Source organism: Cupriavidus sp. 96C5-1, from assembly GCF_057798855.1.
The window spans coordinates 73,547-89,822 of sequence record NZ_JBYOJU010000043.1 but is presented as its reverse complement, the minus strand read 5'-3'; the positions used below and the strand labels follow the sequence as shown (position 1 = coordinate 89,822).

The following is a 16,276-nucleotide window of genomic DNA, read 5'->3' as shown; positions in this document are numbered from 1 at the left end:
GCTGATCTCGCCCATGATGTCGGTCACGCGCTTGACCGCCTGCACGATCTCGCCCATGGTCTGCCCGGCCTGACCCACCAGCGCCGAGCCGTTGTCCACCCGCGCCACCGTATCGCCGATCAGGCCCTTGATTTCCTTGGCCGCGTTCGCGCTGCGCTGTGCCAGGCCGCGCACCTCGCCGGCCACCACCGCAAAGCCCCGGCCCTGCTCGCCCGCACGCGCGGCTTCCACCGCCGCGTTCAGCGCCAGGATATTGGTCTGGAACGCAATCCCTTCGATCACGCCGATAATGTCGACGATCTTCTTCGATGCCCCGTTGATCTCGTCCATGGTCTGCACCACGCGCCCCACCACTTCGCCGCCCTTGACCGCGGTCTCCGATGCGTTGGCCGCCAGGCCGCTGGCCTGGCGCGCGTTGTCCGCGTTCTGGCGCACCGTGCTCGTCAGCTCTTCCATGCTCGATGCGGTTTCTTCCAGCGACGCCGCCTGCTGCTCGGTACGCTGCGACAGGTCGCTGTTGCCTGCGGCAATTTCGCGCGAAGCGGATGCAATCGATTCGGCCGAGTCCTTGAAGTCCCGCACCGTAGCCGACAGTTGTTGCTGCATCTGCCGCATGGCATGCAGCAGGCTGTCCTTGTCGCCAGCGCGCAGTTTCACTTCGCTGGAGAAATCGCCTTCGGCGATACGCGCGGCGATGGCCGCGGCATAGGCCGGCTCGCCACCCAGCTGGCGCGACAGCGTTCGGGCCTGGAACAGGCCCAGCAGCACGGAAACCGCCAGGCCGCCCAGCACGAGACCCAGCATCCACAAGCGCGATGCTTCATAGACGCCGCGCGCCTCCTCCATGTTCGCCAGCGCACGGTCGTCGCGGCGCTTGACCATCTTGGCCATCACATCCTCGAGCGCGCGGCTGTCCTTGATCAGGTCGGTGCTCTCGGCAAAGACCTGGCTCTCGAACTGGGAGGTATCGAGCGGCTGCTTGCCAACCAGCGCCACATACTTGGCCATGCGATCCCGGTAGGCCGGCAGCAGCGTATCCAGTTGCTTGACCAAGGCCTGGCCTTCCGCCTGGGTGAAGGCCAGGCGCGCCCCCTTCATGCGCTCCTCCAGCGAGTTAAGCGATTTCTCGATCTGCTCCTTCTCGCCGGCGCGCTCGCCCATGGTCGATGCCGATAGCAGCGCGATCTGCGCGCGGCTGGCATAGAGCAGGTCGATGTTGCTGCCTTGCACGCCCTTGAGCGCCTGCAGATCCCCGTGATAGATCTTGCCGGTCCAGTCAGCCATGCGCCCCATATTGACGACGCCGAGCAGACCCATCACCGCGCCGATAAGCGACACGACCAGAAAGCCAGCGACCAGCTTGGTCGTGACGCGCAGCTGATTGAACCATTGCATGCAGACTACCTCTTTTTTCTGGATGACTTGACCACGCGCCCCGACTGTCCATGCCGGCCGGATGCCGGTGTTGTGGACGACAGGCGCTGCTTCTTCTTTTTTTTGTAAGAGCGTTTCCGGCCAGGTGCTTCAGCCGGGCATTTCAACCTCGTGCTTCAACCTCGTGCTTCGACTTCATGCTGCAAGCAGTGCATTGGCCCCGATGCCTCAGGCTTGCGCCATCTGCGCCGCGTCCCGCCTGGCGGCTTCCTGACCGGTCCGCGCCGGCCGCGGCTCCGGCCGCAGGCTGACCCGGAAGGTGGCGACCGCATCGCGCAGCCGCGATGTCTGGTCTTCCAGCGAACCGGCCGCGGCGGCGGCCTGCTCCACCAGCGCCGCGTTCTGCTGCGTCACCTCGTCCATCTGGGCCACCGCGCGGTTCACCTGCTCGATGCCGGAACTCTGCTCGGCGGATGCCGAGCTGATCTCGCCCATGATGTCGGTCACGCGCTTGACCGCCTGCACGATCTCGCCCATGGTCTGCCCGGCCTGCCCCACCAGCGCCGAGCCGTTGTCCACCCGCGCCACCGTATCGCCGATCAGGCCCTTGATTTCCTTGGCCGCGTTCGCGCTGCGCTGTGCCAGGCCGCGCACCTCGCCGGCCACCACCGCAAAGCCCCGGCCCTGCTCGCCCGCACGCGCGGCTTCCACCGCCGCGTTCAGCGCCAGGATATTGGTCTGGAACGCAATCCCTTCGATCACGCCGATAATGTCGACGATCTTCTTCGATGCCCCGTTGATCTCGTCCATGGTCTGCACCACGCGCCCCACCACTTCGCCGCCCTTGACCGCGGTCTCCGATGCGTTGGCCGCCAGGCCGCTGGCCTGGCGCGCGTTGTCCGCGTTCTGGCGCACCGTGCTCGTCAGCTCTTCCATGCTCGATGCGGTTTCTTCCAGCGACGCCGCCTGCTGCTCGGTGCGCTGCGACAGGTCGCTGTTGCCTGCGGCAACCTGGCGCGTCGCGGTGGAGATGCTCGACATGCCTTCCTGGATTTCGCCAACCACCGACAGCAGGCTGCGCTGCATGGTGCGCATGGCCCGCGCCAGCGCGCCGACCTCGTCGCCGGCGCGATATTCAAGGCGCGTAGTGAGATCGCCAGCGCCCATGCGCAGCGCGAAATCGAGCATGTCCTGCACTGGCCGGTTCACGCGGGCCAGCAGCAGCGTGCCAGCGAAAAAGGACGACGCCACCGCCAGCGCGAAGCCGCCCCACAGCCAGGGCCGCAACGGGCCTGCGGCTGAGCTGCCGGCCACCGTCTCGAAGGCCAGCAGGGCAGCGAGGAACCAGAACAGGCCTGCGGTCTGCGACAACAGGATGCGGCCCTTCAGCGTGGTCTTGCACAAGCGTGCGGGCAGACCCGCCAGGCCGCGCCGCACCACGGCGCCGTCGCGCACGCACAGGCCGTGGCCATTGCCTTCGCGCAGCCGCGCATAAGCCGCGCTGGCCGCTTCGACCTGGTCGCGCTGCGCCATCGCGCGCACCGAGGTATAGCCCACCAGTTGGCCATCGACGACGGTTGGCGTCACGGTGGCGCTAACCCAGTAAAAATCGCCGTTCCTGCGGCGGTTCTTGACAATGCCTACCCACGAGCGCCCGGCCTGGATGGTCTGCCAGAGGTCGGCGAACGCCTCCGGCGGCATATCGGGGTGCCGCACCAGGTTATGCGCGGCACCGAGCAATTCCTCGGCCGCGAAGCCGCTTGCCTCGATAAAGGCGCGGTTGGCGAAGGTGATACGGCCTTTCAGGTCGGTCCGGGAGATCAGGTAGTCGTCTGCGGAGAGCTTGTACTCTTGAGAGGTAACGGGTTGATTGTTTCGCATGAATGGGGGCTGCGTGAATCGGGCTCTGCGGAATGCGGCTGCCTCAGGCAGCCGCGGCTGCCTCGAGTGCAGCGAGCTCTTCGGTGTCTAGCAGTTTCTCGATATCGACGAGGATCAGCATGCGGTCTTCGACCGAGCCGATGCCGCGGATATAGTCGGTGTCGCCGGAAAGCTGGGGCGCCTGGCGAATCTGGCCCTTGGCCAGCGTCAGGACGTCGGACACGCCATCGACCACGATACCGGTGGTGCGCTCTTGCAGTTCGGCGATGATCACGACGGTGTACTGGTCGTAGTTGATCTTGTCCTGGCGAAACTTGATGCGCAGGTCGATGATCGGCACGATGATTCCGCGCAGGTTGATCACGCCCTTGAGATAGGCCGGCGCGTTGGCGATCTGCGTGACGTTTTCATAACCACGGATCTCCTGCACCTTGAGGATGTCGACGCCGTATTCCTCTCCGCCCAGCCTGAACGCGAGAAACTCCTCGCCCGCGCCCTCTGTCTTGTTCCCGGCTTTCATTTGCTAGCTCCCGCTTGCCATGACCGGCCATCGGGCGCTGCCAAAGCCACAGCCGGCCAGCCCGCTTGCGGGCAGCCTGACCGAGACTCAGCCTGCGCCGAGGCACGAATATCGTCTACTTCTTAACGGCAGTTCTGGACGTGCCTGAAGGGTAACAATGACAGTGCATTCACCCCACCTTGGAGGGGTCCAGCAGGGCTGCCACGGCGGCCATCAACTGGTCCGGGTCGAAAGGCTTGGCCAGGAAGCCGGAAGCACCGGCTACGCGAGCCTGCTCGCGCACCTGGCCGTCGGCCTCGGTGGTCAGCATCAGCATGGGGATGGCCTCGTAGGCATCGGTCTGCCTCAGCGTGCGAATCAGGGTCAGGCCATCGGTACCCGGCATCACCTGGTCGGTCACCAGCATGCCGAAACGGGCATCCCGGGCCAGCTCCAGCGCCTCGTCGCCGTCGGCGGCTTCGGACACGACGTAGCCACCTGCGCGCAGGCAAGCGCTGATCATGCGGCGCAAGGAGGGAGAATCGTCGACGACTAGAATATGAGGCAATGACATAGCGGCTCCGGTGACGGCACGATGGTGAGTCCACAGGACCTGGATCTGGCCCGGTGGACCGATATTCGTTTCTCTCCCGCTATGGCGGCGCAGGCCGGGCAGGCCCTGGGACCGCCCTGCGCTCCCGCGCCATAGGCGAGGCTGGGGGCGGGCGGCCGCGAGAACTGGCACAGCCGGTGCAAACAACGCCCCTATGGGGCATATCGGCAGTGCCCACCGAATCCGTAGTACGTTTGCATCTGTCGACTGGATTTTTTACCCCCCAAGCATGGGGTGCATCGGGCCGCGGCGGGTCGGCATACTACGCCGTTGCCGCGAACCGGGCGACGCGCCTGCGGCCTGTGGCGAAGGCCTGCGCTGCCCGCGGCAAGGGCGCTGCAACTCCATCGGAACGTCATCATGTCGAATTTGCCAGGCCCGCCGTGGAACAAACGCGGAGACGCACATCCGCGCCAGACCGACAAGCTCACCGTGTTCGTCCAGGGTGCGCCGGACGCCCTGCTCGCACCGCTACCCGATTTCAGCGGGCGGCTGCACTGGGTGTCACGGCGCCCGCGGCATCCTCCCGATGCCCAGGTGGTGGTGGTCGAGCGCCAGCTCACCGCCACCATGGCGCAGCGTCTTCGCTCACTGCGACACCCGGAGCGGCTCCTCATCACATTGCTGGTCGATGGCCCCGTTCATGCCGCCCCCGGCTGCGGACCGATCGTGCCGACCACCGCCGAGGCACTGCCATGGACCTTGCAGTTGCTGGCCTCGGTACTGTTCGCCCCGGTGCTGGAAGACGGCCCCATGCCGCTGGCCTGGAAAGATGTGCAGGCGCTGGTCGGGCGCGACGCGATCGGCCTCGTGCTGCACCTGGATACCACCAGCGAAGCCAGCATGTCGGATGAACTGCTGATACACCTGGCGCGCTTCCACGGCCGCACGCGCATTGAGCCGGAGGCCCTGCTGGCCAGCATCTACCTGCCGCGCGGCTTGCCTTCGCTGGTGAACTGCAGCCAGCAACTGCGGCGCCTGGGCGCGGTGACCGGCCACTATTGCGAGACCCGGTTTTCCCTGCTGGTACCCGAGAACGGCCGCTTCACCCGGCTCCTGGCGCTGTTTCCCCCAGGCGGCACCCTGCCCGAGCCATTCACGCCGAAACGGTAGCCGCCGCGCGGCACGCTCAGGCGCTGGGCAACAGTTCGGCGAAGGTGGCCGGGTCCAGCGGATGGGACAGCAAGTAGCCCTGCACCTCGTCGCAGCCCATGGCGGCGAGGATATCGAGCTGCGAGTTCGACTCCACCCCTTCCGCCACCACGCGCATGCGCAACTCGTGCGCCAGCGCCACCATCGAGCCGACGATGGCGCGGCCCTGGGCGTCGACATCCAGCCCGCCGATCAGGGTGCGGTCGATCTTCAGCGTACCCACGCGCAAGCGCTTGAGATAGCCCAGGCTGGAGTATCCGCTGCCGAAGTCGTCCAGCGCCACATGGATGCCGAGCGCCTGCAGCTCGACCAGCGTCTCGAGGGATTGCGCGATGTCCTTCATCGCCGCGGTCTCGGTGATCTCGAGCGTGACGGCCGACGGCGGGATATCGTGCTGGTGGATCTGTTCGAGCAGATATTGCGGGAAGTCCCGGCTGGCAAAGCGCAGGCCGGAGACATTGATGGCCACCGGCACCCCCGGGATGCCCGCATCCTGCCACTGCCGTATCTGCCGGCATACCGTGGCGATCACCCAATCATCGAGCTTGTCGATCTGGCCGGATTGCTCCGCCACCGTGATGAACTCGGCGGGATTGACCTGGCCCAGCGTGGGATGGCGCCAGCGGCATAGCGCTTCGGCGCCGACCACGGTGCGCTGGCCCACATCGAATTTCGGCTGGTATTGCAGCGAAAGGACGTCGTCCTGGATAGCCTGCCAGAGATCCCGGCGGATCACCCGCATGCGCCGCGCACGCTCGCCCGCGGCGGAATTGAATACGCGCACCTGGTTGGAGCCACTCTCGCGCGCTTCGCTCAGGCTGACACGCGCCGCCTGCATCAGCGTCTCGGAGGTCTGCGCATCGCGCGGGTAGATGGCGATGCCGATATTCACCCCGATCTGCATCTGCAACCCGCGCGCCGACACGAACTCGGCAAGCGAACCCAGCAAGCGCGCGCCCAGCTCGTGGGCACGATTGTGCTGCAGCAGCTCGGGCACGCCGACGGCGAATTCGTCGCGGGCCAGGCGCGCGAGGAAATCGTGCGGCTCCAGCGCGGCCTGCGCCAGCGCCCCCGCATCCTGCGCGAGGATATCGTCGGCACGCACCTCGAACACTTCGTCGACCTCGCGAAAGTCGGCAATGTGCACCAGTAGCACGGCACAGCCGGTCTCGGCCAGGCGCGCCTGCGAAATCGACTGGTCGAGCCAGCGCGCAAAAGCGCTGCGGTCCGGCAGGTCGGTGCTGACGCTGTACTCTCCGACCGTGTCATGCCCGCGCGCGGTGGGACGTACGGTCAGGCGCCCCGGGATCCGGCCACGGCGCCGCACCGGCTGCGGTGCACCGGCCGGCAGCGGCGGGGGCTCGTCGAGTAATGCATCCAGCGAATCGGCTTCGCCAGCACCGAGGCCTGGCCTGCTGGCCAGTTGCCAACCGTGCCGGTTGACGCTGCGCAGCCAGAGCAGCGCCAGCGGCAGCACGACCAGCGCACCGATCGCCAGCCAGGCCGGCAGCATGAGACTGCCAGGCTCCACGCATAGCGCGGACGGGCGCGCGGCATCGCTGCAGAGCGTGCCAAGGCGCGCGCCGGCCACCACCACCACGCCAGCGCCGGCCAGCACCGCCACCAGGGCGGTGCCGCGCTGCAGCGGCACGTGGCGCCGCAGCCAGGGCAGGGCCAAAGTGAGGGTGGCTGTCAATGCAAGCGCAGCCACGGTCCGCGAGAGGTCGTGCGTGACATGCAGGCTGCCGGAGCCCAGGACAACCCAAAGCGGCAGGCCCACGGAGGCAGGCGAGAGCAGCCAGACCGCCCACTGCAGGGTCCGGCCGGGTCCGCGCGCCAGCTTCCGATCCGGCTTGGCTGCACGTATCCCGAGTCCGACCGCGAGGCCGGACAGGGCAGCGAGCAGCAGAAGGCTAGCACTCATGTCAATAAGGAAGCTGCGCAAAAAATTGGGGGCGGTGGCGCGACGATCCAGGCGATGCGGGCGCGAAACGAAACCCGCATCATCGCATCACGCGCGCTTCCCTGGTAATGGAAACAGTGCCAAGTCGTCCGCCATGGTTCAGAACGCGCTCCAGTCGTCGGTGCCGGTGCTGGCTGCCGCCAGGGCCGGACGGGCGGGACTGGCCTGGCGCTGCACCGGCGTGCGCTGGCGCGCCGGCATGGCCGGCTTGCCCTTGGCCAGGGCTGCCACGGGCGGGCGCGCTGCCGATGCCGGCGCGGCCGCCGCCTGGCTGCCGGACAAGCGGAACACGGACACGACGCCGTTGAGCTTCTGCGCCTGCTCTTCCAGCGCGCCAGCCGCGGCCGCGGCTTCCTCCACCAGTGCGGCATTCTGCTGCGTGACCTGGTCCATCTGCGCCACCGCCTGGTTGACCTGCTCGATGCCGCTGGTCTGCTCCTGCGTGGCCGCGCTGATTTCATTCATGATATCGGTGACACGCTTGACCGCGCCGACGATCTCGCCCATGGTCTGGCCGGCTTCGGCCACCAGCCTGGTACCGCTTTCGACACGCTGGCCGGATTCGCTGATCAGCGCCTCGATTTCCTTCGCGGCGGCCGCCGAGCGCTGCGCAAGGGTACGCACCTCGCCGGCCACCACGGCGAAACCGCGGCCCTGTTCGCCTGCCCGGGCGGCCTCTACCGCGGCGTTCAGCGCCAGGATATTGGTCTGGAAGGCAATGCCCTCGATCACGCCGATGATCTCCACCACCTTGCGCGAAGAGCCATTGATCTCGTTCATGGTGTCGACCACGCGGCCGACCACGTCGCCGCCCTTGAGCGCGATCTGCGAGGCATCGGTCGCCAGCACGCCGGCCTGGCGGGCGTTGTCGGCGTTCTGCCGCACCGCCGACGTCAGCTCTTCCATGCTGGCCGCCGTCTGTTCCAGCGATGAGGCCTGCTCTTCGGTGCGCTGGGAGAGGTCAAGGTTGCCGGTGGCAATCTGCTGCGTGGCCGAGGCGATCGAATCGGTGCCGCCGCGCACCTGGGCGACGATATTCGACAGGCTGTCCTGCATCGCAACCAGCGCCTGCATCATGCGGCCGATCTCGTTGCGGGAAACATTGGTAATGCGCGAGGTCAGGTCCCCCGCGGCGATGCGTTCGAACACCTTCAGCGCCTCTTCCACCGGCCGCACAATGGCGCGATGCAGCGTGACGGTGCACAGCACGGCCACCAGCATCCCGACCCCGATCAGCGCGAAGGAGAGCACGCGCACCAGTTGAAAGTGGCTCTGCGCGTCATTGAAGTTGGCCTCGCCGGTACGGAACTGGAACTTCTGCAGGTTATCGTACGCAGAAGTCATGTTGACCTGCAGTTCCGGCATCTTTGTCTTGGCGATCGCCAGCGCTTGTTCCGCATTCCCCTCCAGCAGCGCCTTCTGCAACGGCTGGACGCCCTGCTCCATGAAATCCTTGCGCCGGCGGTCGAGTTCGGTGGCGAGCGCCTTCTCTTCGTCGTCCTGCGGCAGCGCCATATAACGCTTCCAGGCCGCCTCGGCGCTGTCGACGAAGACCATCGAACGGTCCACGATCGCCTTGGCGCCGGCGCTGTCGCCCGGCATCACGCCCCGGTCCAGCGCCAGGCGCATGCGGGTCGTGCCAAGCATGGATTCGCTGAGCGCCTGCGCCGAGGCAAGCTGGTTGCCATAGGTTTCCCGGAGCGCATCGTTGCTGCGCGAGATACCGAGCAGGCCGGCGGCGCCGACCAGTATCAGAAGCAGCGACAACATTGCCATGGCGCCGCGTAACAAGGTTTTGATCTGGATATTGTTATGGAAAGACATGAAGCACCCGATACAGTGAGGAACGCGCGGAGCCATTGCCAGCCCCGGCCCGGCGGATCGACACCCCCAGCGACCCGCTCAGGGCAGATAACGGCGGGGCTTCGCGATTCCTTGAGCGGCGTACCGTACCCTGCACGCCGCGTGTCCGGGGACTCCACCCGGGCATCCCCCGGCGCCGCCGGGGTGCCCCTCTGCCCTGCTCACTCGCCGCCCCCAGGCGGCACCTGGAAACCCTCGCCGGTCGCAAAAAATGCGCCGCCGGAGAGATAGTGTATCGAACGGCACTCCGTATCGGGAAAATGCCACCGCCCTTCGGAAAAGACAGCCGGATCGGCCCATGCAGCGACCACTTCGGCAATAAACAGATCGTAACGCCGGGCATTGCCCGGCTCGGGGATGACGCGGCACTCCAGCCACCCCAGGCAGCCGGACAGCAGCGGCGCGCCGACTTCCCGCGCCGGGAAGGTAGCCAGCCCGGCAGCGGCAAACTTGTCTTTCGCGCGGCCGGAGTGCGAGCCGACATCCAGCGTGGCGGCCGCCTGCGCGCGAGCGGGAATGTTCAGGACAAATTCCCCCGAGGCCTCGACCAGTTCGCGCGTCAGCGTGCGCGCATCGATGACCACCGCCACCTTGGGCGGCTGGAAGTCCAGCGGCATGGCCCATGACGCGGCCATCACATTGCGCCGGCCAGCGTGAGCGCTGGTGACTAGCGTGACCGGGCCGTGGTTCAACAGGCGGTAGGCTTTCGCCAGTTCTACGGGAACAACCTGGGACGAGGGCTCGGCGCCGGACTGGGTCGGATCGGGAAACATGGCAGGGTTGGCAGCGTGTTCGGTCGGGGGCGGACAGACCGGCATTGTTGCAGCAAACGCACTCCTGGAGTCCGCCAATACGCGGGGAAAGGTTATTCCGTTGCGTCATTGCAAAACCGGCGGAATGCGAAAACCGCACTATCGTGGTGATTTTACCGCCTTGGCCAAGCGCTTGCCGCGCCAAAATCGATTCGCGCCGATGACCGGCCGCGCGCACAGAAGTTCATTAATTAGGTGCTACCTGCGATTTATCAGAATTCATCCCACCAGGGTTAAAATCGTTTGCAGGATTCCTTCATGACGTTATAATTCATCGGACTCATCACGCCCACCCAGTAAATCGAGGCCCCTAATGGCGACTTATCAGGAAATTGTTCAGAAAATCAGCGAACTGCAGAAGCAAGCCGAGGAAATCAAGGCACGTGAGCAGGCTTCCGTCATCGCCGATATTCGCCAGAAAATCGAGCAATATGGACTGACCGCGGACGACCTCGGTTTCGGCAGCAAGCCTGCTCCCGGCAAGAAGGCAACCCGCAAGGTGCCGGTCCGCTACCGTGACGGCGCAGGCAATACCTGGACCGGCCGTGGCAAGCGCCCGGGCTGGCTGACCCAGGCCCTGGCTTCCGGCAAGAATATCGAAGACTTCCTGATTGGTTGAACCGGGACCGCAGCTGGCGCGGTGGCCGAACCCAACCCGCCACCTGCCGGCTGCAATCCCGAAAACGGCTGGGCTTTTGCCCGGCCGTTCCTGTTTGCACCACCCCGATCAGCGCCATCCCGGGATGCGCGGAAACGGAAGTGGCCCGGCGCTGCGGGTCACGCAGCGAATCCAAGCGGATTCATCGATTGCCAGCGCCACGAATCCACGCACATGCGCTCGATATCGTGTTGCGCGCGCCAGCCGATCATCGATTGCGCCAACGCCGGATCGGCATAGCACGAGGCAATATCGCCCGGGCGCCGCCCCACGATTTCATAAGGCACGGGCCGGCCGCTGGCACGCTGGTAGGCTGCCACCACCTCCAGCACGCTGTAGCCGCGGCCGGTGCCGAGATTCACCGTCAGGCACTGCTGCTTGTCCCGCAGGTAGACCAGGGCAGCCAGGTGGCCGTCGGCCAGGTCGCAGACATGGATGTAGTCACGCACACCCGTGCCATCGACAGTGGGATAGTCGCCGCCGTACACCATCAGCTTCTCGCGGCGGCCGCCGGCCACCTGCGCCACATAAGGCATCAGATTATTCGGGATGCCGCCCGGGTCTTCGCCGATCAGGCCGCTTTCATGCGCGCCCACCGGATTGAAATACCGCAGGTAGGCAATGCGCCAGGACGGATCGGAGCGTTCCAGGTCGTGCAGGATCTGCTCACCCATCAGTTTGGTCTGGCCGTAGGGATTGGTGGCCGACAGGGGAAAATCCTCAAGGATCGGTACCGCATGCGGATTGCCGTACACCGTGGCGGACGAACTGAACACCAGTTGCTTGACGCCGGCCGCGTTCATGGCGGAGCACAGCGTCAGCAGGCCATTCAGATTATTGTCGTAATAATCCAGCGGCTTGCTGACGGATTCGCCCACCGCCTTGAGCGCGGCGAAATGAATCGCCCCCGTGATGCGGTGTTCCGCGAACAAGCGGTCCAGCAAAGCCCGGTCCCTGACATCGCCCTCGACAAAATGGGGGTGCTGGCCGGTAATCCGCGCAATGCGCTCCACCACGATGCGATTGCTGTTGCAGAGATTATCCAGGCCGATCACGTGATAGCCGGCCTCGAGCAAGGCGACCCAGGTGTGCGACGCGATATAACCGGTGGCTCCCGTGAGCAGCAGAGTTTCAGACATAGCGATTCATCAATAAGTTGAGAAAAGAGACGGAACGGGCGCCTGAAGAGCGCGCACGATATGGCGCAAGGGGTGAAAACGTGGCTTCCGGCCACCGGCATGCGAGCCGGCCCTGCCCGGCAGGATCTCCGGCGTCAGGTTGAAATGCCGGCTAAGCATAACAGTTGGCATCATCCATTCCCGTGTCAGGCGCGCCCGCCGGTACCGGGCGGCGCCGTGAGTCCCGTGCGCGCCTGCCAGGCTTCGAAGGCCGCCCGCAGGCGCCAGCCGGACTCCAGGTCGCGCATGCCCAGGCGCTGGGCAACCTCGGCCGGGGCCGCGCCCGCCTCGAAGTGCAGTGCACCGCAGGTATTGCGCAGCGTCTGCGGGGAGGCCCGCTCGCGGCGCCCGGCCAGCACGCCGGCCTCGTCGAGCAGGATTTCCACCCGGCGATAGAGCGAGGCGGCGTGCAGCGCCCGCCCGTTCGGCATCGCCGGGAACACCAGGCTGCCAAGCGTGCCCGCGGCCACGCGGATATCCAGCCACGCCAGCAGGGCTGCCCGCGCGAACGCAAACACCGGTGCATCGTAGGCGCGGCCATTGTCGGCGCGCACCAGGTGCAGCGCACCGGCATCGGCCGCGATGCTGTCGGTGCGTAGTTCACGGGCCTCTCCCACCTTGAGGCCCGCGCCGAGCATAACCGCCACCAGCGCGATATCGCGCGCGCGCTTCCATTGCGTGGGCGACGGCGCGCCCCCGTCCGGACCGGGCGGCACCAGCGCCGGCGCCAGCACCCGTGCAATCAGCGCCTCGCGCTCGGCGGGCAGCAGGAAGGCGGTCGGATCGTTCTCGCCTTCGGCGAGGTGAGCGCGCACTGCCTGGCTGGCCGGGTTGTGCAGTCCGTCCTGCAGTTGGGAGAGATGATGGAAAACCCGCTCGATCAGCCGTGCATAGCGGTATCGGTGGTGCTTGTGCAATTCCTGCTCGTCGAGGAAAGCACCGATCTGCTCGGCCGACCAGGCCAGCGGTGCCACGCCACGCTCGCCCGACCACCGCAATAGCTTGCCCCACATCGCGCGATAGACCACGGCTGTACCCTGGCGAAAGCCATGCCGGGCCAGCCAGCCGTCGAAAGCGCGTTCCGGTTGCGTGCGCCAGGCCTCCAGGTCCGCATCGAACAGGGCCGAGGGTGGCTTGGCAGGCCCGTTGGCGCTAATGTCAGTCCTCACTCGCGCTCCTGCATGGTTTAGGGCAATGCCGGTATTGTAGACAACTCGCCACAAAAGACCGAGCCCATGAGCGAGCCGATAGACAAGTCTTCTGTACGCATCGCGCACAGGGCCATTGCAATCGGCGTCGGCTGCTGCTACCTTCTATCCATCGCTATGCAACTGGTTGCATAGCGATGGATAAGCCGCCATGCCGTGGCCTTGGTGCCCTGAGTCTGAACCTCGTTGTGATTCGGGACACCAGCGGCCGGAGCGCAATGGCGTACCGCAGCTTGCCGGAACAGGCGATTCCTACGCCCCCGGCCCTTCCCGGAGGAGAGACACTGTGACCCAAGCAACCCTGTCAGCGGCAGCCCAGGCCTCGCTGGCAACCTGGCACCGCATGATCGCCACCCATTCCATGTCCGACCTGGACAGCATCGTGGCCGACGAAGTGGTTTTCCATTCACCCGTGGCCCACACGCCCTATCCCGGCCGCGTCGCCCTGCGGCTGGTGCTGGAATCCGTCAACCAGGTTTTCCAGGACTTCACCTATCACCGCTCCTTCGTCAGCGACGATGGCCGCAGCGTGGTGCTGGAGTTCAGCGCGACCGTCGACGGCAAGTCCGTCAAGGCCATCGACATGATCCGCTTCAATGAAGCCGGCAAGATCGACGACTTCGAGGTCATGGTCCGTCCCAAGAGCGGCCTCGATGCGCTCGCTGCCGCGATGGCCGCCCGGCTCGCCAGCCAGAAATCCGTGCTGCAAGGCGCCACCGCCTGATCGCGCCAAATCCGTTCTACCGTTTCCACTTTCGCAAAAACGCCATGTCGCTTCCCGCCATTCTCCAGAACCGCCTTTCGCTGCCGGTGGTCTGCTCGCCGCTGTTCATCATCTCCAACCCCGACCTGGTGATCGCCCAGTGCAAGGCCGGCGTGGTCGGCTCCTTCCCCGCGCTCAATGCCCGCCCAGGCCCGGTACTGAACGACTGGCTGGACCGCATCACCACCGAACTGGCCGAGCACGACGCCAAGCATCCGGATCGTCCGGCGGCGCCGTTCGCGGTCAACCAGATCGTGCACAAGTCGAACGACCGGCTCGACCACGACCTGGAACTGTGCGTGCGCTACAAGGTGCCCATCGTCATCACCTCGCTGGGCGCGCGCACCGAGGTCAACGACGCGGTCCACTCCTATGGCGGCATCGTGCTCCACGACATCATCAACAACACCTTTGCACGCAAGGCCATCGAGAAGGGCGCCGACGGCCTGATCGCGGTCGCCACGGGTGCGGGCGGCCATGCCGGCGTAATGTCGCCGTTCGCGCTGCTGCATGAAATCCGGGAATGGTTCGACGGTCCGCTGCTGCTGTCGGGCGCCATTGCCAGCGGCGACGGCATCCTCGCCGCGCTGGCCGCGGGCGCCGACCTGGCCTATGTGGGCTCGGCCTTTATCGCCACCGAGGAGGCCAACGCACAGGCCGGCTACAAGCAGATGATCGTCGACAGCAACGCCGCCGACATCGTCTACTCGAACCTGTTCACTGGCGTGCACGGCAATTACCTGCGCCAAAGTATCGTCAATGCCGGACTCGATCCGGAGGCATTGCCGCAATCGGATCCGTCCAAGATGAATTTCGGCTCGGGCAGCGCCAAGGCGTGGAAGGACATCTGGGGCGCAGGCCAGGGCGTGGGCGCGATCAAGCGCGTAGTGCCGGCGGCCGACCTGGTGCGCCGCTTCGCCGAGGAATACGCGCTGGCACGCCGCCGGCTCGGCCTCGCTCCGCAGACGGCGCACGCCGGCGGCGCGGTCTCCGCCGACCTGGCCTGAGCACGCCATCAGGTCATCATTGGCAATCCGGCGCTTGGCCGCGCCGGATTGCCCTTGCCCCCGCGCGGCTGGCGGGGGTGTTTGTCGCAGTATGCGGGCGCCGGCAACACGCGGCGCCTCAGGCCGGGTCCTCCTGCCTGGCCAGGGCCAGCAGCGGCAGCAGCTCCTCCGCCCACGACACCCAATCCTCTTCATACCGGATGCCACGCTTCAGCAAGGCATGCTGCAGCTGTTGGCCGCGCGTCGGCTGTGCGGCGGAGAAATCGCGCAGCTCGATCTCCCGATAGGTATCGAGACGCTCCCGGTGGAGTCCGATCAGCCGTTCCATCTCCGGGCCCAGCCCTAGCGGGCCCACGACGGCATCGGCGCGGAGCTTGACCAGGATTTCATCGCGCAGGTCCAGTCCGGCGGTGGGCGCCAGCACCCAGCGCGCCAGCTCTTCGCGCCCCGGCGACAGCACGAAATAAACCTTCTTGCGGTTTCTCGCATCGCCCTCGCCTTCCTCCGCGGCAATCCAGCCATGCTCGGCCATGCGGCCCAGCTCCCGATAGATCTGCTGGTGCGTGGCATGCCAGAAATAGCCGATCGAACGATCGAAACGGCGCGCCAGCTCATAGCCGGAGGATGGTTTTTCCAGTAGGGAAGTCAGGAGTGCGTGCTGAACGGACATGCAAGAGGAAAGCGTGACGTGGAAGCCGGCCGCCGGGTGGGAAAACGCCACGCCGGCCTGGCTTTGAGGGCGAACGCCTATGGTAGCGCAAAGCCCTGCCCGGGCAGGACCCACCGAAGCATATGCCGCCGGATACCTCCTGCCTCGCACCCGGCGATGGATCCGCGCCCGCACAGGCGGCCCGATATAGCGCGGTTAATTACAGCAAATATTACAAATCAATGTCAAAGCGGACCCAGATTTAAAAAATACGAAATGGCATTTTCCAACGAGGTGCAATACATTTGCAGACATAGTCATTCTGCATGCCTGTCGCCAGTTCTCGGCCCCCGCGCAGCGCATGCCGTCATCCACCAGGAGTGGTCCATGCAAGGACAAGCAGAGTTCGCCGAAGACAGAGATGTTCCGTGGGAAGCCGATGGCACGCGAGTAGCGTGGCAACCGGTGCCGGCAGCGGCAATGCCGGTGTATTACCGCCTGCCGGATACGCCGGAAGGCCACCATATCAAGGAGTACGCCAGCGGCTTGCGCCAGCTGGTGCGTTTCGTCGGTGTGGAAGAGCAGGTCGTCAAGTACAACCTGGCCTGAACGGCCGGGTGCGCCGTCTCCCTCGCTGCCGCTTCGCCTTATTGTTT

At 65.9% G+C, this 16,276-nt stretch carries 15 protein-coding genes; 5 read left to right on the top strand and 10 right to left on the bottom strand.

The genetic code is table 11. The features are described from left to right. From AC3FOF_RS34570 to AC3FOF_RS34555, 4 genes are all read right to left on the bottom strand, one after another. Window positions 1-1,395 (bottom strand): methyl-accepting chemotaxis protein (locus AC3FOF_RS34570; protein WP_488729157.1); only part of this gene is annotated, 1,395 nt, incomplete at its 3' end. 207 nt (window positions 1,396-1,602) lie between these two features. After that, a complete protein-coding gene (locus tag AC3FOF_RS34565) occupies window positions 1,603-3,255 on the bottom strand; it encodes a methyl-accepting chemotaxis protein (protein WP_488729156.1) in 1,653 nt (550 codons plus the stop codon). A 43-nt stretch (window positions 3,256-3,298) separates the two neighbouring features. Next, entirely contained in the window at window positions 3,299-3,775 is a 477-nt protein-coding gene (locus AC3FOF_RS34560) for a chemotaxis protein CheW (RefSeq protein WP_017225415.1), read from the bottom strand. Between the two features lie 169 nt (window positions 3,776-3,944). Then, complete coding sequence (locus tag AC3FOF_RS34555; protein WP_035808299.1) at window positions 3,945-4,328, bottom strand: response regulator; 384 nt, start codon at window positions 4,326-4,328, stop codon at window positions 3,945-3,947. Between the two features lie 399 nt (window positions 4,329-4,727). On the opposite strand from AC3FOF_RS34555, the gene AC3FOF_RS34550 reads away from it, so the two are divergent. Next, complete coding sequence (locus AC3FOF_RS34550) at window positions 4,728-5,480, top strand: hypothetical protein (RefSeq protein WP_017225417.1); 753 nt, start codon at window positions 4,728-4,730, stop codon at window positions 5,478-5,480. A gap of 16 nt (window positions 5,481-5,496) precedes the next feature. Here AC3FOF_RS34550 and AC3FOF_RS34545 read toward each other — a convergent pair whose 3' ends face one another. From AC3FOF_RS34545 to AC3FOF_RS34535, 3 genes are all read right to left on the bottom strand, one after another. Continuing rightward, the gene (locus AC3FOF_RS34545; RefSeq protein WP_488729155.1) at window positions 5,497-7,443 is read right to left on the bottom strand and encodes a putative bifunctional diguanylate cyclase/phosphodiesterase; all 1,947 of its coding nucleotides are present in this window, start codon (window positions 7,441-7,443) and stop codon (window positions 5,497-5,499) included. Window positions 7,444-7,581: 138 nt separating this feature from the next. Beyond that, window positions 7,582-9,306: a methyl-accepting chemotaxis protein gene (locus AC3FOF_RS34540; RefSeq protein WP_488729154.1), complete on the bottom strand. Its 1,725-nt coding sequence runs from the start codon at window positions 9,304-9,306 to the stop codon at window positions 7,582-7,584. A gap of 200 nt (window positions 9,307-9,506) precedes the next feature. After that, entirely contained in the window at window positions 9,507-10,118 is a 612-nt protein-coding gene (locus AC3FOF_RS34535; RefSeq protein WP_017224197.1) for a flavin reductase family protein, read from the bottom strand. A 352-nt stretch (window positions 10,119-10,470) separates the two neighbouring features. On the opposite strand from AC3FOF_RS34535, the gene AC3FOF_RS34530 reads away from it, so the two are divergent. Further along, window positions 10,471-10,776 (top strand): H-NS histone family protein, encoded by a 306-nt coding sequence (locus AC3FOF_RS34530; protein WP_017224196.1) that lies wholly within the window; start codon window positions 10,471-10,473, stop codon window positions 10,774-10,776. 158 nt (window positions 10,777-10,934) lie between these two features. Here the strand turns inward: AC3FOF_RS34530 and galE are convergent, their stop codons facing one another. Both galE and AC3FOF_RS34520 read right to left on the bottom strand, forming a co-directional pair. Beyond that, complete coding sequence (gene galE / locus AC3FOF_RS34525) at window positions 10,935-11,954, bottom strand: UDP-glucose 4-epimerase GalE (protein WP_017224195.1); 1,020 nt, start codon at window positions 11,952-11,954, stop codon at window positions 10,935-10,937. A gap of 185 nt (window positions 11,955-12,139) precedes the next feature. Beyond that, on the bottom strand, window positions 12,140-13,162 hold the full coding sequence (locus AC3FOF_RS34520; protein ID WP_488729153.1) for a tyrosine-type recombinase/integrase: 1,023 nt from the start codon (window positions 13,160-13,162) through the stop codon (window positions 12,140-12,142). 382 nt (window positions 13,163-13,544) lie between these two features. Here AC3FOF_RS34520 and AC3FOF_RS34515 point away from each other — a divergent pair, with 382 nt between their 5' ends. Further along, entirely contained in the window at window positions 13,545-13,925 is a 381-nt protein-coding gene (locus tag AC3FOF_RS34515) for a nuclear transport factor 2 family protein (RefSeq protein ID WP_430869471.1), read from the top strand. A 44-nt stretch (window positions 13,926-13,969) separates the two neighbouring features. Next, window positions 13,970-14,971: an NAD(P)H-dependent flavin oxidoreductase gene (locus AC3FOF_RS34510; RefSeq protein WP_017223932.1), complete on the top strand. Its 1,002-nt coding sequence runs from the start codon at window positions 13,970-13,972 to the stop codon at window positions 14,969-14,971. 118 nt (window positions 14,972-15,089) lie between these two features. Here AC3FOF_RS34510 and AC3FOF_RS34505 read toward each other — a convergent pair whose 3' ends face one another. Beyond that, window positions 15,090-15,641: a PadR family transcriptional regulator gene (locus AC3FOF_RS34505; protein WP_488729152.1), complete on the bottom strand. Its 552-nt coding sequence runs from the start codon at window positions 15,639-15,641 to the stop codon at window positions 15,090-15,092. A 366-nt stretch (window positions 15,642-16,007) separates the two neighbouring features. Between AC3FOF_RS34505 and AC3FOF_RS34500 the strand changes: the two genes are divergently transcribed. Next, window positions 16,008-16,229 carry a hypothetical protein gene (locus AC3FOF_RS34500; RefSeq protein ID WP_035805078.1) on the top strand — a complete coding sequence of 74 codons (222 nt, stop codon included), beginning with the start codon at window positions 16,008-16,010 and terminating at the stop codon, window positions 16,227-16,229. Window positions 16,230-16,276: the final 47 nt, after the last annotated feature.

Coding starts and splice junctions, on each gene's coding strand:
- AC3FOF_RS34565 (WP_488729156.1), bottom strand. CDS start 3,255: ATGCGAAACAATCAACCCGTTACCTCTCAAGAGTACAAGCTCTCCGCA.
- AC3FOF_RS34560 (WP_017225415.1), bottom strand. CDS start 3,775: ATGAAAGCCGGGAACAAGACAGAGGGCGCGGGCGAGGAGTTTCTCGCG.
- AC3FOF_RS34555 (WP_035808299.1), bottom strand. CDS start 4,328: ATGTCATTGCCTCATATTCTAGTCGTCGACGATTCTCCCTCCTTGCGC.
- AC3FOF_RS34550 (WP_017225417.1), top strand. CDS start 4,728: ATGTCGAATTTGCCAGGCCCGCCGTGGAACAAACGCGGAGACGCACAT.
- AC3FOF_RS34545 (WP_488729155.1), bottom strand. CDS start 7,443: ATGAGTGCTAGCCTTCTGCTGCTCGCTGCCCTGTCCGGCCTCGCGGTC.
- AC3FOF_RS34540 (WP_488729154.1), bottom strand. CDS start 9,306: ATGTCTTTCCATAACAATATCCAGATCAAAACCTTGTTACGCGGCGCC.
- AC3FOF_RS34535 (WP_017224197.1), bottom strand. CDS start 10,118: ATGTTTCCCGATCCGACCCAGTCCGGCGCCGAGCCCTCGTCCCAGGTT.
- AC3FOF_RS34530 (WP_017224196.1), top strand. CDS start 10,471: ATGGCGACTTATCAGGAAATTGTTCAGAAAATCAGCGAACTGCAGAAG.
- galE (WP_017224195.1), bottom strand. CDS start 11,954: ATGTCTGAAACTCTGCTGCTCACGGGAGCCACCGGTTATATCGCGTCG.
- AC3FOF_RS34515 (WP_430869471.1), top strand. CDS start 13,545: ATGATCGCCACCCATTCCATGTCCGACCTGGACAGCATCGTGGCCGAC.
- AC3FOF_RS34510 (WP_017223932.1), top strand. CDS start 13,970: ATGTCGCTTCCCGCCATTCTCCAGAACCGCCTTTCGCTGCCGGTGGTC.
- AC3FOF_RS34505 (WP_488729152.1), bottom strand. CDS start 15,641: ATGTCCGTTCAGCACGCACTCCTGACTTCCCTACTGGAAAAACCATCC.
- AC3FOF_RS34500 (WP_035805078.1), top strand. CDS start 16,008: ATGCAAGGACAAGCAGAGTTCGCCGAAGACAGAGATGTTCCGTGGGAA.